This window comes from Litorivivens sp. (assembly GCF_041624475.1).
In the GTDB taxonomy this organism is placed as follows: Bacteria; Pseudomonadota; Gammaproteobacteria; order Pseudomonadales; family Spongiibacteraceae; genus Litorivivens.
Window position 1 is genome coordinate 367,936 of sequence record NZ_JBFJUX010000001.1, and the last position, 13,495, is coordinate 381,430.

Below are 13,495 nucleotides of genomic sequence, written 5' to 3' on the forward strand. Positions count from 1 at the left end.
AAGCATTGAGTATTCGTAACTAGTGGTGCTAGTTTGCAAATACTCGAACTGTGCTGGAGAGCGGGCTTGCGGGTACTTCCATTAAGCCGGCCGCCCGCTAATTATTATGAGGCCGCAGGCATCATCAAAAGGCTTTAATGGTCATATGAAAGAACTCATACAAATCATATATATAAGCTCATCAAAAGAACTTTTAGATGAAGGTCAACTTTGTGATTTTTCTTCTACTTTTAGTAGAAGCAATGAAGAGCATGGAATTACTGGCTTACTTTTATATAAAGACGGCAGTTTTATGCAAGTCATTGAAGGTGAAAAGCTAAACATCGAGCAACTGTATTTCAATATTGAAAAAGACACCAGGCATTCGGGCGTGGTGCAGCTTATTAAAGAATCAATTGCTCAGCGTCAGTTCCCTGAGTGGTCAATGGCAGTCAAGCATATACCACCAGAAAAAAACCCAGAGTTCTCTGATTTCTTTGTTTCAAATAGTCCTAGCGCCACTTTAGGTCATATGGCTAAAACTCTTCTGAAGAGCTTTAAAAGCTTATAAAAATACCCATTAACCAAGCGCTGCAACACGGACACTTGAGGCGAAAGGGAGCGGAGGGATTAAAAATCCACCAGTCGTATGAATTTGCAAGTGGGCAGAGCAACACGTAACTCACAAAGATGTCGATTGATTTATTACCCAAGCCCCTTCTGATATAAAACTAAAAAATCGAACCGGAAGTAAATCCCTGAGAGTGAGCCGAACGACAAGGAGACTGCTATGAGCATGCAAAACAATAACGAAGTTGTGATTAAGGATATAAAAATGCCTTTTATGTCTATGGTCGTTTTTATGGTCAAGTGGGTGATCGCGTCAATCCCCGCGATGCTCATCCTGTCTGTCATTGCCGGTATTTTCGCTACAGTTTTCGGCACCTTGGTGTCACCCTAGTACGAAGGGAAGAGGAGTCCGAGGAATGACGAATCCACCAAGGTCAATGTTTGAGACTCGAAAGGGGACGGAGGGATTAAAAAACCATCGAAATCCATGTTTGTGAGTTGTGTCCTCTCGGTTTCGCGCCCTGTTGTTTAAAATCCTTTTCGATAGCTTTTACCTGATCGAGTGCCGAGGCTAATAATAAACATACGCACTATGAGTCGACGGCATTTTACTTGCTGGTCAGTGACCAAAGGTCATTTTTATGCTTGCCGGCACGTCAGCGCGCTCGTTAAAGAACCTGAATCCATCAACTAGGAATAATAAGAATGAATAATATGCATGCGATCCGCTCGCTCATGGCCGGAGCCCTGTTTTCGCTCTGCAGCCTTTTTGCCAGCACAGCGCTGGCGCAGGATGCTGAGCCGGCGTTTGCCTCCGGCACCTTTCATTTCTTCGATATTATTGTGCCGCAGCCCAAAGAGGTTATTCAGAAACTGCTGCCGCCGGGCTATACCCTGGGGGATGCACCCAATGTCCTGACCAAGGGTGAAAAAAACCATGTGCTGTTGGTCTCTCTCGGTCAGGTGATTGAAAGCACGATGTACGACAGCGTGCCCCTTCCCAGTTTTTATGACGTGAAGCTATCCATCCCCTATGTGAAAGCAGAGGGCATTCAGGGCCTCGTTGTGTATGACATCGCCTATTTCTTTGAAAACCCGGCGATGTGCTTCGGTGTGTTCGCCGAGTGCCAGCCATCGACGGTCAGCATGTCCTACGGCGAAAGCGGTGAGTTTAGTGTGCGACGGCAGCTGCAGGACGTTTTTAGCTTGCCCGTTGTTCAAGGCAGCTACCAGCTTGATTCCGAAAACGCCTCTACGGCGCTGACCACGGCCGTAGACACCTACGTCAACACCCAGCTGATGCTGGGCTCTTCACCGCTGTCCTGCAATACCATACCTACCTCGGCTTACCCCTCTTGCCTGGCCCGTGAAGACCGCTTTAGCGAAGCCAGCACGGGGCCGCGCACCTACCGGGTCAACCTGAAGTTAAAGCTGGCCGAATTTGGCTGCCAAACCGAGGGATTGCCCGAGGTGTTGGAGGTGGGCAACGTGATCGCGCTGGAAGGCATCATGCCCTTTCGTGCAGGTACCCCTCAGACTTGCCCCCCAGAATAAATCCAATCCCTTTGGTCAGTCGTTAAACTATTGAACGCGTGGTGTCTGTTATGAATTTTATAAGCTGGGCCGACTTCGAAAAGGTGGAGCTAAGAGTCGGAACTATTCTGTCTGCCGAGGAGTTTCCGGAAGCCAGAAAGCCGGCCTATATCCTGAAGGTGGATTTCGGTGAAGCAATCGGTATCCGAAAATCGAGCGCCCAGATCACTGACCTCTACGGCGTGGAGGAGTTAATCGGCAAGCAGGTAGTTGCGGTTGTGAATTTTCCGCCAAAGCAGATAGGCCCCATTAGATCCGAGTGCCTGGTAACCGGCTTCTACAACAGTGATGGCAAGGTGGTTTTGGCTGTGCCCGATAGAGATATCGAGGATGGTGCGCGATTGGCGTGAGCACTTAAACCGGAAAAGCTATTGCATCTGCAATAGGTGTGGTCGGCCAGGAGTTGGTGTATGGCCCGGCGGCGACTGTCGGCTCCATGCTACCATGAGTCCATCAGTCACTTGGGGGGAGCGAGCATGAGCGAAGGTATTATCAAGGCAGCGGACGACTTCTGGAACATTCGCGGCGACTTCAAGATTGGCGGCATCCTCAATATCGGCACCCAATGCTCGCTGGTGCGTTTGCATAACGACCGCTTTGTGCTGCTCGACGCCTATGCCTTGAGCGGTGATATCAAGGCCGCCGTTGATGAAGCGACGGATAATGGCGCGTTGCTTGACGCGATTATCAATCTCCATCCCTTTCATACGGTGCACGTGGAAGCGGCCCACGCTATGTACCCGAAGGCTAAACTGTTTGGTACGCGGCGGCATGTGAATAAGTTTCCCAATCTGCCGTGGCAGAACATGCTGGTCGACTCTGAGGAATTTGCAGCCGCTTACGCGGAGGACTTCTCCTTTGCTATCCCCGCGGGTGTCGATTTCATCTCCAGTAACGAGAACCTGCATTTTTCCTCGGTGCTGGCCTATCACAAGGCATCAAGAACGATACATGTGGATGACACTTTGATGTACCTGCCCTTGCCGGGGCTGATCGGCAAGCTGCGAGCGCCGAAGCTGTCCTTTCACCCGACACTCTTTCTCACGCTTGAGGCGCGCAGCGGCGCGGCGGCTGAGTTTCGGGCCTGGGCGCAACAGCTGGCGCAGAGCTGCAGCGATGCGGAAAACCTGTGTGCGGCGCACTCTGCGGCTATCGTGCAGGGTAACAACTTGTCGCAACAGGTTCTGGACGCATTGGGCCGCGTTGAAAAGATTCTCCGTAAACACGAGAAGAAGTTTGGCTGAGTCGTGATCCCGCTGATTTTTGACCCGATCTACAGCCAGCTGGACTTGCCCGAGCGACACCGCTTTCCTATTGATAAATATCGCACCCTGCGCGATCTGCTGTTAAGTCTCGGCGCTGTGCCAACCCAGTTTCTGCGGCCCAAGGCTTTGCGGCCTGAGTCTCTCGAAGGCGCCTTGTGTGCCGATTACATTGGCCGCTTTGTCAGCGGTGAACTGGATCGGCAGGCCATGCGCCGCATAGGTTTCCCCTGGTCCGAGCAGCTGGTCAAGCGCACCTTTGCGGCGGTGGGGGGCACCATCCTCGCGGGTGTGTTGTCGCTGGAGCGCGGGCGGGCGATTAATCTGACCGGTGGTTATCACCACGCCTTTTATGACTACGGTGCCGGTTTTTGCATCGTGAATGATCTGTACCTGTCGGCCCTTAATCTGATTCAGAACCACGGCGTCGAGCGCGTTCTGATAGTTGATTGCGATGTGCATCAGGGCGACGGTACCGCCAGTCTGGCGAGTGGGCGGGACGATATTTTCACGGTCTCTCTGCACGGTGAAAAAAATTTCCCCTTTCGCAAACAACACTCGGATCTGGATGTGGCCCTGCCACAGGGTACAGGTGACGATGAATATCTCGGCGCGGTCGAAGCGGCTTTGGAGCAGGCCTTGTCTGTATTCCGGCCTGATGCCGTGATCTATGACGCCGGGGCCGATGTGCATGCGGACGATGACCTCGGCCATTTTGAGCTCAGCACACAGGGCATTTATCAGCGCGACCGGTTGGTGCTTGAGCGCTGCGCGTTGCTGGGTCTGCCGGTGTCGGCGGTCATCGGCGGGGGTTACCAGCGCGATATGGCCGCCTTGAGCAACGTGCACTTGCAGCTGTTTCGCGCCGCCGGCGTGGTGGGCTGACGCTCAGCGCAGTGTTTGTTTTGAGGCTGAAACGCCGACGCGAGCCTCGCGTCCCGGCGACCACCTCGGTATGATCCTCTCCTTTTAGTTATCGACCGACCCATGACCTCTTCCCGCCGTGAACTCAAAGCTCTGCTGGCGCTCGCCCTACCCATTCTCGGTGGGCAGCTGGCGCAGACCGCTAACGGGTTTGTGGATACGGTGATGGCGGGACGGGTCAGCGCCAATGACCTGGCCGCCGTGGCGGTGGGTGCCAGTGTCTGGGTGCCGCTGTATCTGTTTATGACCGGCGTGTTGATGAGCGTGACGCCGATTCTGTCGCGTCATCTGGGTGGTGAGCGACTGGAGCGCATCAATCCGCTGGCGCAGCAGGCCCTGTGGTTGTCGCTGGGGCTGGGTATGCTGGGTTTTCTGGTGCTGCGCAGCATGGGGCCGGTGCTTGTGGTGATGGAGGTGGATACCGCCATTCGCCCACTGGTGGATGACTACCTCAAAGCCCTTAGCTGGGGTATGCCCGGCGCGGCCCTGTGGCTGGCGCTGCGCAGTTACACCGAGGCCATGTCGCACACGCGTCCGGTGTTGTGGATCAGCGTGATCGGGCTGGCCGTGAACATTCCCTGCAATTACGTGCTGATCTACGGTAAGTTGGGTTTTCCGGAAATGGGCGGCGTCGGTTGCGGCTGGGCGACCTCGCTGGTGCTTTGGCTGATGGCATTGTTGATGGCCGGCTATGTGGCGGTACACCGGGTTTATCAGGGCGCGCGGCTGCAGCTGCGCGAGCGCCACCTGGAGTGGCGCAATCTGTTTTATATGCTGCGCCTCGGTTTGCCGGTGGGGTTGTCGATCTTTTTTGAAGTAAGCATCTTTTCAGTGATTGCTCTGCTGATCAGTCGCCTAGGTGCCGAGACGGTGGCGGGGCATCAGATTGCCCTGAATTTTACCGCGTTGATTTTCATGGTGCCTTTGAGTTTTGCACTGGCCACCACCGTGCGCGTGGGAAGGGCGAGGGGGCGGGAAGATCAGGCGGCGCTGCGTGAGGCGATTGGGACGTCCATGCGGGTGAGTCTTGGTATTGGATTGTTTGCGTCGATCGCGCTGCTATTGGGTCGCCATCATATCCCCCTGATCTATACCGATAACAGCGGCGTGCAGACCCTGGCGGCCTACCTGCTGATTTTTGCGGCGCTGTATCAGGTGTCGGATGCGATACAGGTGTGGGCCAGTGGCTGTCTGCGCGGATTTGAAGATACCGCCTGGCCGATGGTGCTGACGCTATTATCTTACTGGGGGCTGGGATTGCCACTGGGTTATGTGCTGGGCTTGACCGATCTGCTGGTGCCCGCCATGGGCCCCGCCGGATTCTGGATTGGTCTGGTGGCGGGCCTCAGTGGCGCGGCGCTATTGCTCGGCGTGCGCCTGATCTGGCGGATGCGACAACCCTTGAGTGTAAGAGCCTTGTGATACCCAATCAGGTCCCGCAAAAGGTTTGTGAGACCGCTTCGTCAGGCTGTGCCGGGCGCGCGTAGTCAAGGTGGTCGACGTTGTCTGCAAAGGGTTTTTGCAGCAGCGCATTCAGGCGGTGAAAGGGTGCAAAGTCGCCCTGATTGGCCGCGCGAATGGCTTCTTCTACCCGGTGGTTGCGGGGAATAAACAGGGGGTTGCTGCCTAGCATGGTATCGGCGCGCTCGGCTTTGTTCTGCTGGCTGCTGTCGATGCGCTGCTGCCAGCGCTCAAGCCAGTCGGAAAAGGCGGGCGTAAAATCCCACAGCGCTTTGACAGTGTCGGTGCCGGCGGCGCGTTCAGCAAGGCGCCGAAAGGCCAGGGTAAAGTCAGCGCGCTCTTGCTTCAGCAGGTCGAAAAAGTCGGTCGCCAGGGCTTCGTCTTCGTCGCGGTAATCTCCCAAGCCAAACTTGCGGACCAGAATGTTCTGGTAGGCCTGAACGTGCACATCGGGGTAGCGGTTCACTTCAGCCTGGGCAATTTTGACGGCTTCGTCTTCGTCATCGTGCAACAGGGGCAGCAACGCCTGCGCCAGGCCGGCAAGATTCCAGTGGCCGATGTGGGGCTGGTTGCCGTAGGCATAACGGCCGCCGTGATCGATGGAGCTGAACACGGTGGCGGGATCAAAGGCTTCCATAAAGGCGCAGGGACCGTAGTCGATAGTCTCACCGCAGAGCAACATGTTGTCGGTATTCATGACCCCGTGAATAAACCCGAGCCCTTGCCACTGGGCGATCAACTTCGCCTGCCGTTCGATAATGCAGCGCAACAACGCCTGAATTGGGGTGTCAGAGTCGCGGCAGTCGGGATAGTGGCGCTCGATAACGTGGTCGCAAAGGGCGCGCAGGCCATCGGTATCCTTGCGCGAGGCAAAGTACTGCGCAGTGCCGACGCGAATGTGGCTGCTGGCGACACGGGTGAGAATGGCGCCCGGCAAAGCTTCTTCCCGATAAACCGGTTCGCCGGTTGTGACGGCAGCGAGGGCGCGGGTGGTGGGCACGCCGAGAGCGTGCATGGCCTCGCTCAGAATATACTCACGCACCACCGGCCCAAGTGGCGATTTACCGTCGCCGCCGCGCGAATAGGGTGTACGACCTGAGCCCTTGAGTTGTATGTCGTAGCGCTGCTGGTTCTGCGCAATAACTTCGCCGATGAGCAGGGCGCGACCGTCGCCGAGTTGCGGGTTCCAGGAACCGAACTGAAAACCGGCGTAGACGGTGGCGATCGGGTCGGCAGAGTCGGGGAAAGCGCGACCGCTGAGCATGTCGAGTCCGGCGGGGGATTGCAGCCAGTCGCTGTCCAGATTCAGAAAACGCGCCAGCTCGGTGTTAACCGCAATCAACTCGGGTTGGGGCACGTGTTCAGCGCCCTGACGATGGTAAAAGTGCGCCGGGAGCGCGGCGTAGGTGTTCTGAAAAACGGGTGCGTTTGGCATAAGAATTCATGTAGCTGATTAAGGCTATCACTCTACCATCAGACGCGACTCCCTTGCGAAGCTGCAGAGCACACCGCAGAATGGGGCGCGCTTCTTTTCTCAAGAAATCACAAAAATTCTAAAAAACAGGCGATAAATTAATGACCTTGCTTTCTTCCGACCACCATATCGCGATTCTGGCCCTGTTGCTGGTGATTGTTGCGCTGGGCATGGCGATGGAAAAACGCCCTCGCATCGGCCAGTTCGGGGTGTTGTTTATCATTCTGTTTCCGGCGTTGCTCAGTGCGCTGAACGTGATGCCGCGGGCGGCGACGGTTTACAGCATTGTGGTGCAGGAATTTGTGCCCCTGTCGTTGCCGATGCTCCTGTTTCAGGCGGATTTGCGCCGTATCTGGCGTGAATCCGGGCGGGTAATCATCGCTTTTCTCGGTGCGGCGATGGCGACGGTCGTGGGCGCGTTGATTGCACTGCCGCTGGTGAATCTGGGGGCTGAAGAAGGTGTGTGGGCTGGCATTCTCACGGCCGGTTTTATTGGTGGCAGTGCCAACGCCGGCTCGGTGGCGGTGGCGATGAATAAAGCCAGCGACCCGATGATGGGCGTGGCGGTCGCCTCGGTGTTTGCGGTGGCGGTCCCCTTTCTGGCCTTGCTGCTGACCTTGCCCAACATGCCGAAGCTGTGGCGCTGGTTCAGTCCGGAGCCGCTGACGCATGTATCCCTGCCTGGAGCGACTGGCAGTGTCAGCAGTCGCGGTATCAGTGCGCTGAGTCTGGCAGCCTCGCTGGCCCTCAGTGCCGCCATTGTCGCGGCAAGTGATTACACTGCGCAGTGGTTGAATTACGGCCCGGCCAAGTTCCTGATGATTACCCTGCTGAGTGTGGTTTTTGCCACTCTGCTGCCACGACAGGCGGCGCGTTTGAATGGCCATTACGAGCTGGGCCAGATTCTGATTTACTGTTTTTTTGCGGTGATCGGGGTGCAGATCAATTTTGTGCTGGCGTTGACCGAGGGCCTGCAGATCATGCTGTTTACCGCCATTCTGCTGACGGTGCATCTGGTGTTACTGGCAGTGTTTGGGCGCCTGCTGAAACTGAACGGCGCAGAGCTGGCGGTGGCTTCAAACGCCTGTATTCTCAGCCCGCCGACCGCGGCGGCCATGGCCGTCGCGAGGGGCTGGCATGCTCTGGTCACGCCCGCGCTGCTGTGCGGGGTGTTTGGCTATGCCATTGCCAATTTGGTGGGCATTACGCTGGCTGAGCTGCTCTGATTTTTCGCCTTCTTCCTCCGGGAGAGGGCTTAGTCCTCCAGATCATCCCCGCCCATGCCCAGTTCCTTGATCTTGCGGGTCAGGGTGTTGCGGCCCCAGCCCAGCAGGTTTGACGCATCCCGGCGCCGGCCCTGGGTGTAGTTGAGGGCGGCTTCAATCATGATGCGTTCAAACTGAGGAACAGCGCGATCGAGCAGACGGTCGCGACCGAGCAGCAGTTCCTGATCGGCCCAGTGACGCAGATTGTCCTGCCAGTGGACGCTGGGAACACCGGGTGCGGTTTCGGCATCTTTTGCCGGTTGTTCCAGCATTTCTGGTGGCAGGTCATTGATATGAATGTCGCGACCGGAGGCCATGACGGTCAGCCAGCGACAGGTGTTTTCAAGCTGCCGCACGTTACCCGGCCAGGGCAGTTTGGTGATGTACTCTTCTGCTTCCGGGCGCAGCCGTTTCGGCTCTACATTCAGCTCGGTGGCGGCCTGCTTGAAGAAGTGCTTGGCGAGCATGTGAATATCTTCGCGGCGCTCGGCCAGGCGCGGAATGTGTATGCGGATAACGTTCAGGCGGTGAAATAAATCCTCGCGAAACTTGTGGGCCTGCACCAGTTTTTCCAGATCCTGGTGGGTGGCGGCAATGATGCGCACATCCACTTTTACCGAAGTGTGACCGCCTACCCGGTAAAATTCGCCGTCAGCTAACACGCGCAGTAAGCGGGTCTGGGTTTCGGCCGGCATGTCACCGATTTCATCGAGAAACAGGGTGCCGCCATTGGCCTGCTCAAAGCGGCCCCGGCGCTGGGAGCCGGCTCCCGTAAAGGCGCCTTTTTCATGGCCGAACAGTTCTGACTCCATCAGGTCGCGGGGAATGGCGGCCATATTCAGGGCGATAAAGGGTTTGTCGGCGCGAGGGCTGTGGCGATGCAGGGCGTGAGCCACCAGCTCCTTGCCGGTGCCGGATTCGCCGTTGATCAGCACGGTGATGTTGGAGTGAGCGAGGCGACCGATGGCGCGAAAGACTTCCTGCATGGCCGGCGCTTCGCCGATGATCTCCGGCGTTTCATAGTTGTCGGCGGCCGGTGCAGCGTTTTTGCGTTTGTTGGTGTGCTCCAGCGCACGCTGGATGGTTGCCACCACTTCGTCCACATCAAAGGGTTTGGGCAGGTATTCAAAGGCGCCGCCCTGGTAGGAGGCCACGGCGCTGTCCAGGTCCGAGTGGGCGGTGGTGATGATGACAGGCAGGCCGTGGTAGTTCTCGGTGATTTTGGTGAGCAGCCCCAGCCCGTCGATGCCGGGCATGCGGATGTCGCTGATGATGGCGTCAGGGGTGCCGGTATCCAGTTGGGTCAGCAGTTCGTCACCGCTCTCAAAGGACTGGGTGTCAATATTGGCCTGGTTCAAAGCTTTTTCCAGTACCCAGCGGATGGATCGGTCGTCGTCTGCTATCCAGACGGTGTGCGGCTTGCTCATGCGGCTAACTCCAGAGGTATGTTGAGCGTAAACACGGTATTGCCGGGTTCGCTCGAGCATTCAATCAGTCCACGGTGGCGGTTGATGATGGACTGGGAAATGGACAGGCCCAGGCCGGTGCCTTCGGGGCGACCACTGACCATGGGCAGGAAGATGGCTTCGCGCACGCTGTCGGCGATACCGGGGCCGTTGTCGATCACATCCACGCGGCAGACCAGCTTGTAACGGTGAGAGCCGATGGTGAACTGGCGCATGGTGCGGGTGCGCAATACGATGCGCGGATCTTCAATACTGAGGTTCTGCTGTTGCAGGGCCTGAACGGCATTGCGCACGATGTTCAGCGTCGCCTGGATCAGCTGTTCGCGATCGGCAATCAGCTCGGGAATACTGGGGTCATAGTCGCGCACGATCTTTACGCTAACGCCGCCTTCCGCCTCAACCAGATGGCGCACCCGCTCCAGCACTTCGTGAATGTTGGTGGGCTCCATTTTCAGACTTTGATTGGGGCCGAGCATGTTATCCACCAGATTGCGCAGGCGGTCCGCCTCTTCAATGATGATGTTGGTGTAGTCGTTAAGGCTGTCGTCGGGCAGCTCACGCGCCAGCAATTGCGCGGCACCGCGCAGGCCGCCGAGGGGATTTTTGATTTCATGGGCCAGGCCGCGAATCAATACCCGGGCGTGCTCCTGGCTGGAGAACAGACCTTCTTCACGGCTGATGCGCAGCAGTCTGTCCAGCGGCTGAAGTTCGATGATCAGGGATTTTCGCCCTGAGGTCTCGTAGACCGGGGTGACCGCAAAATCGACGGTGATTTTCTCGCCGGTCTGCAGGGACAGCTGGGCCTCGCGCTTGGTGTAAGCGTTAAAGTTATTGATCGCGTCGAGCAGGTTGATCATCGCATCTTCGGGTTCAAAGAACAGCTTGGTGACCGAGTGGCCTGTCATGCGCAGGCGTGACACTGCCAGCAGGGCTTCTGCCGCCGGGTTGAGGTAACTCACCGTCAGGTTCGGCTCCACCAGAATGATGGCCGTTTTCAGGTTGTCGAGAATGCGGTGGTGAAGATTATCCGGTGCCATGCGGGTGCTTGAACTCCTTTCTATCTTAGTCCTGAAAGCAATTTCCGGGCCATCGAGTCGAGGGTGAGCCCGGTGGGCAGCGCGCAGCAGCGTGGGTCTGCAGCGGCGGGTGACGATGGGGGGTCACTAAAACGAGGCGTTGCACTCTCCAGTATAGCGCAGGCGCACCTAAATGGTGCAAAGGGGTCGGCTTACCGGCTCCCGGGCCACTGGGCGGTGATGCTGGTGATGTCGGATTGCCCCAGAACCTTGCCGTCGCGATCCAGTACCCGGGCACTGATCTGGTGCCCGCCGGGAGTGAGGCGCTCTATCCGGGTTTGATAGCTGGAGCCTGCGCCGAGGCTTTCACCATTGTGCAGGAATTCCAGCTGATGCTTGGGCAGCAGCGGCGGGTTAACGGTTGCGCTGACATTGGTTCCGCGCAGGCCGTTGGCGATAAAGTCGCCGTCGGCAGGGTGGGTGATGGCCACTTCATAGCCGGAGCTGTAGGTGTCGGCTTTCTTCTTCTCGGGCCGGGCCGTGGGTTTTACGGCCGGTGCGCGGTTGGGCTCCTTCACCTCTACCTGCTCAGCGCCCCGGCTGGGCTGGTCGCTGAATACCGTCTGGCCCTGCTCATCGGTGGAGCGATAAATGACGGTGCCGCCGTTCTTCTTGTCCGCGTCGGCAAGGGCCGCGCCGGCTGCTATTGTCGCCAGCAGAATCAGGGCGGGCAGTCGGTTCTGGGTTCTGGCTGGCATGTGTGTTGGTGTCATTGTTTTATAGTCATCCGACAGTAGGTAGCCGTCAAGCGGAGATAGTGCAATTTGTGAGAGGCAAAAAAAAGCCCGGCACGAGGCCGGGCTTTCGGTGAGCGTTTGCGATTAAACGCTGTAGTACATGTCGAACTCGACCGGGTGAGTGGTCATGTTCAGGCGCTCGACTTCGCCAGCTTTCAGACCGATGTAGGCATCGATCATGTCGTCGTCGAATACGCCGCCGGCAGTCAGGAACTCGCGGTCTGCGTCCAGAGCCTGCAGAGCCTGTTCCAGTGAAGAGGCAACGGTCGGGATTTCCGCAGCTTCTTCGGCGGGCAGGTCGTACAGATCCTTGTCAGCAGCGTCGCCGGGGTGGATCTTGTTCTGGATGCCGTCCAGGCCAGCCATCAGGAAGGCAGCGAACATCAGGTACGGGTTGGCAGACGGATCGCCAAAGCGCACTTCGATGCGGCGTGCTTTCGGGTTGGCAACGTAAGGGATACGGATAGAAGCTGAGCGGTTGCGGGCAGAGTAGGCCAGCATGACCGGGGCTTCAAAGCCGGGTACCAGACGCTTGTAGGAGTTGGTAGATGAGTTGGCAAAGGCGTTCAGGGCACGAGCGTGCTTGATGATACCGCCGATGTAGTACAGGGCAGTTTCAGACAGGCCGCCGTAAGCGTCACCGGCAAACAGGTTCTTGCCGTCTTTGCTCAGAGACATGTGGCAGTGCATGCCGCTACCGTTGTCGCCAACCAGAGGCTTGGGCATGAAAGTCGCAGTTTTGCCGTAAGCGTGGGCTACGTTGTGTACGCAGTACTTCAGGATCTGTACTTCGTCAGCTTTCTTCACGGCAGAGTTGGGGCCAACACCGATTTCACACTGACCGGCTGTGCCGACTTCGTGGTGGTGTACTTCGATATCCAGACCCATGGCTTCCATTGCATCGCACATGGCGGCGCGCAGGTCATGCAGGCTGTCGACCGGTGGTACGGGGAAGTAACCGCCTTTAACGCCAGGACGGTGACCGAAGTTGCCGTCTTCAAATACCTTGTTGGAAGACCAGGCGGCTTCATCAGAGCTGATGGCGTAGCCTGCACCGCTGATGTCTGCGTGCCATTTAACGTCGTCAAATACGAAGAATTCGGGCTCCGGGCCAAACAGTGCGCCATCGGCGACGCCGGTAGACTTCAGGTACTCTTCGGCGCGGGCAGCGATGGAGCGCGGGTCGCGGTTGTAGCCCTGCATGGTTGAAGGCTCAACGATGTTACAGCGCACGATAACGGTGGGGTCATCGGTGAAGGGGTCGATAACAGAGGCAGAATCGTCCGGCATGAGGATCATGTCGGATTCATTGATGCCTTTCCAGCCAGAGATGGAGGAGCCGTCGAACATCTTGCCTTCTTCGAAGAAAGAGTCATCAATCTCCTTGACTGGCAGAGTTACGTGCTGCTCTTTACCTTTGGTGTCGGTAAAGCGCAGGTCGACCCATTTGGCTTCATTGTCTTTGATAAGTTTCAGAGTATGCTCTGACATTCGGGTAGTCCTCCAATAAAGAGTCTGGTTGTCTCGGCCGGGCCGAAAGTGGGCGATTATATGCCGTTCGTTCAGGGGCGCATAGCATCCCCGATTGTGGGTTCACTTAAAGCAAAAGCTGTGCCAGATGGTAATGGCCTGTCGTTGCCGAATTTTGGGAGCTTTTGCGGCTTTGCGCTTAAAAAAGGGGCGTTAGA

Annotated in this window: 13 protein-coding genes; 8 read left to right on the forward strand and 5 right to left on the reverse strand. The window is 57.1% G+C overall.

The window, feature by feature from the left end; all coding sequences use genetic code 11:
• Positions 1-145: 145 nt before the first annotated feature.
• From ABY734_RS01645 to ABY734_RS01675, 7 genes are all read left to right on the forward strand, one after another.
• Positions 146-550, forward strand: coding sequence for a BLUF domain-containing protein (locus ABY734_RS01645; protein WP_372777214.1), 405 nt, complete (start codon positions 146-148; stop codon positions 548-550).
• A 219-nt stretch (positions 551-769) separates the two neighbouring features.
• Positions 770-940 carry a hypothetical protein gene (locus ABY734_RS01650; RefSeq protein WP_372777215.1) on the forward strand — a complete coding sequence of 57 codons (171 nt, stop codon included), beginning with the start codon at positions 770-772 and terminating at the stop codon, positions 938-940.
• A gap of 314 nt (positions 941-1,254) precedes the next feature.
• The gene (locus tag ABY734_RS01655) at positions 1,255-2,103 is read left to right on the forward strand and encodes a hypothetical protein (protein WP_372777216.1); all 849 of its coding nucleotides are present in this window, start codon (positions 1,255-1,257) and stop codon (positions 2,101-2,103) included.
• A gap of 50 nt (positions 2,104-2,153) precedes the next feature.
• Entirely contained in the window at positions 2,154-2,492 is a 339-nt protein-coding gene (locus ABY734_RS01660) for a tRNA-binding protein (RefSeq protein WP_372777217.1), read from the forward strand.
• Positions 2,493-2,618: 126 nt separating this feature from the next.
• The gene (locus ABY734_RS01665; protein WP_372777218.1) at positions 2,619-3,386 is read left to right on the forward strand and encodes a hypothetical protein; all 768 of its coding nucleotides are present in this window, start codon (positions 2,619-2,621) and stop codon (positions 3,384-3,386) included.
• Positions 3,387-3,389: 3 nt separating this feature from the next.
• Entirely contained in the window at positions 3,390-4,289 is a 900-nt protein-coding gene (locus tag ABY734_RS01670) for a histone deacetylase (RefSeq protein WP_372777219.1), read from the forward strand.
• 102 nt (positions 4,290-4,391) lie between these two features.
• On the forward strand, positions 4,392-5,750 hold the full coding sequence (locus tag ABY734_RS01675; RefSeq protein ID WP_372777220.1) for an MATE family efflux transporter: 1,359 nt from the start codon (positions 4,392-4,394) through the stop codon (positions 5,748-5,750).
• A 7-nt stretch (positions 5,751-5,757) separates the two neighbouring features.
• On the opposite strand, the gene ABY734_RS01680 is transcribed toward ABY734_RS01675, so the two are convergent.
• Positions 5,758-7,224, reverse strand: a complete 1,467-nt coding sequence (locus ABY734_RS01680) for a YdiU family protein (RefSeq protein ID WP_372777221.1) — start codon at positions 7,222-7,224, stop codon at positions 5,758-5,760.
• 140 nt (positions 7,225-7,364) lie between these two features.
• Here ABY734_RS01680 and ABY734_RS01685 point away from each other — a divergent pair, with 140 nt between their 5' ends.
• Positions 7,365-8,489, forward strand: a complete 1,125-nt coding sequence (locus ABY734_RS01685; RefSeq protein ID WP_372777222.1) for a DUF819 family protein — start codon at positions 7,365-7,367, stop codon at positions 8,487-8,489.
• 29 nt (positions 8,490-8,518) lie between these two features.
• On the opposite strand, the gene ntrC is transcribed toward ABY734_RS01685, so the two are convergent.
• The 4 genes from ntrC to glnA all read right to left on the reverse strand — a co-directional run bounded on the left by ntrC (position 8,519) and on the right by glnA (position 13,298).
• Entirely contained in the window at positions 8,519-9,955 is a 1,437-nt protein-coding gene (gene ntrC, locus ABY734_RS01690; RefSeq protein ID WP_372777223.1) for a nitrogen regulation protein NR(I), read from the reverse strand.
• The gene (glnL, locus tag ABY734_RS01695) at positions 9,952-11,031 is read right to left on the reverse strand and encodes a nitrogen regulation protein NR(II) (RefSeq protein WP_372777224.1); all 1,080 of its coding nucleotides are present in this window, start codon (positions 11,029-11,031) and stop codon (positions 9,952-9,954) included. The genes ntrC and glnL overlap by 4 nt, the downstream gene beginning before the upstream one ends.
• Before the next feature lie 191 nt (positions 11,032-11,222).
• Positions 11,223-11,768: a DUF4124 domain-containing protein gene (locus tag ABY734_RS01700; RefSeq protein ID WP_372777225.1), complete on the reverse strand. Its 546-nt coding sequence runs from the start codon at positions 11,766-11,768 to the stop codon at positions 11,223-11,225.
• A 123-nt stretch (positions 11,769-11,891) separates the two neighbouring features.
• The gene (gene glnA, locus ABY734_RS01705) at positions 11,892-13,298 is read right to left on the reverse strand and encodes a glutamate--ammonia ligase (RefSeq protein ID WP_372777226.1); all 1,407 of its coding nucleotides are present in this window, start codon (positions 13,296-13,298) and stop codon (positions 11,892-11,894) included.
• Positions 13,299-13,495: the final 197 nt, after the last annotated feature.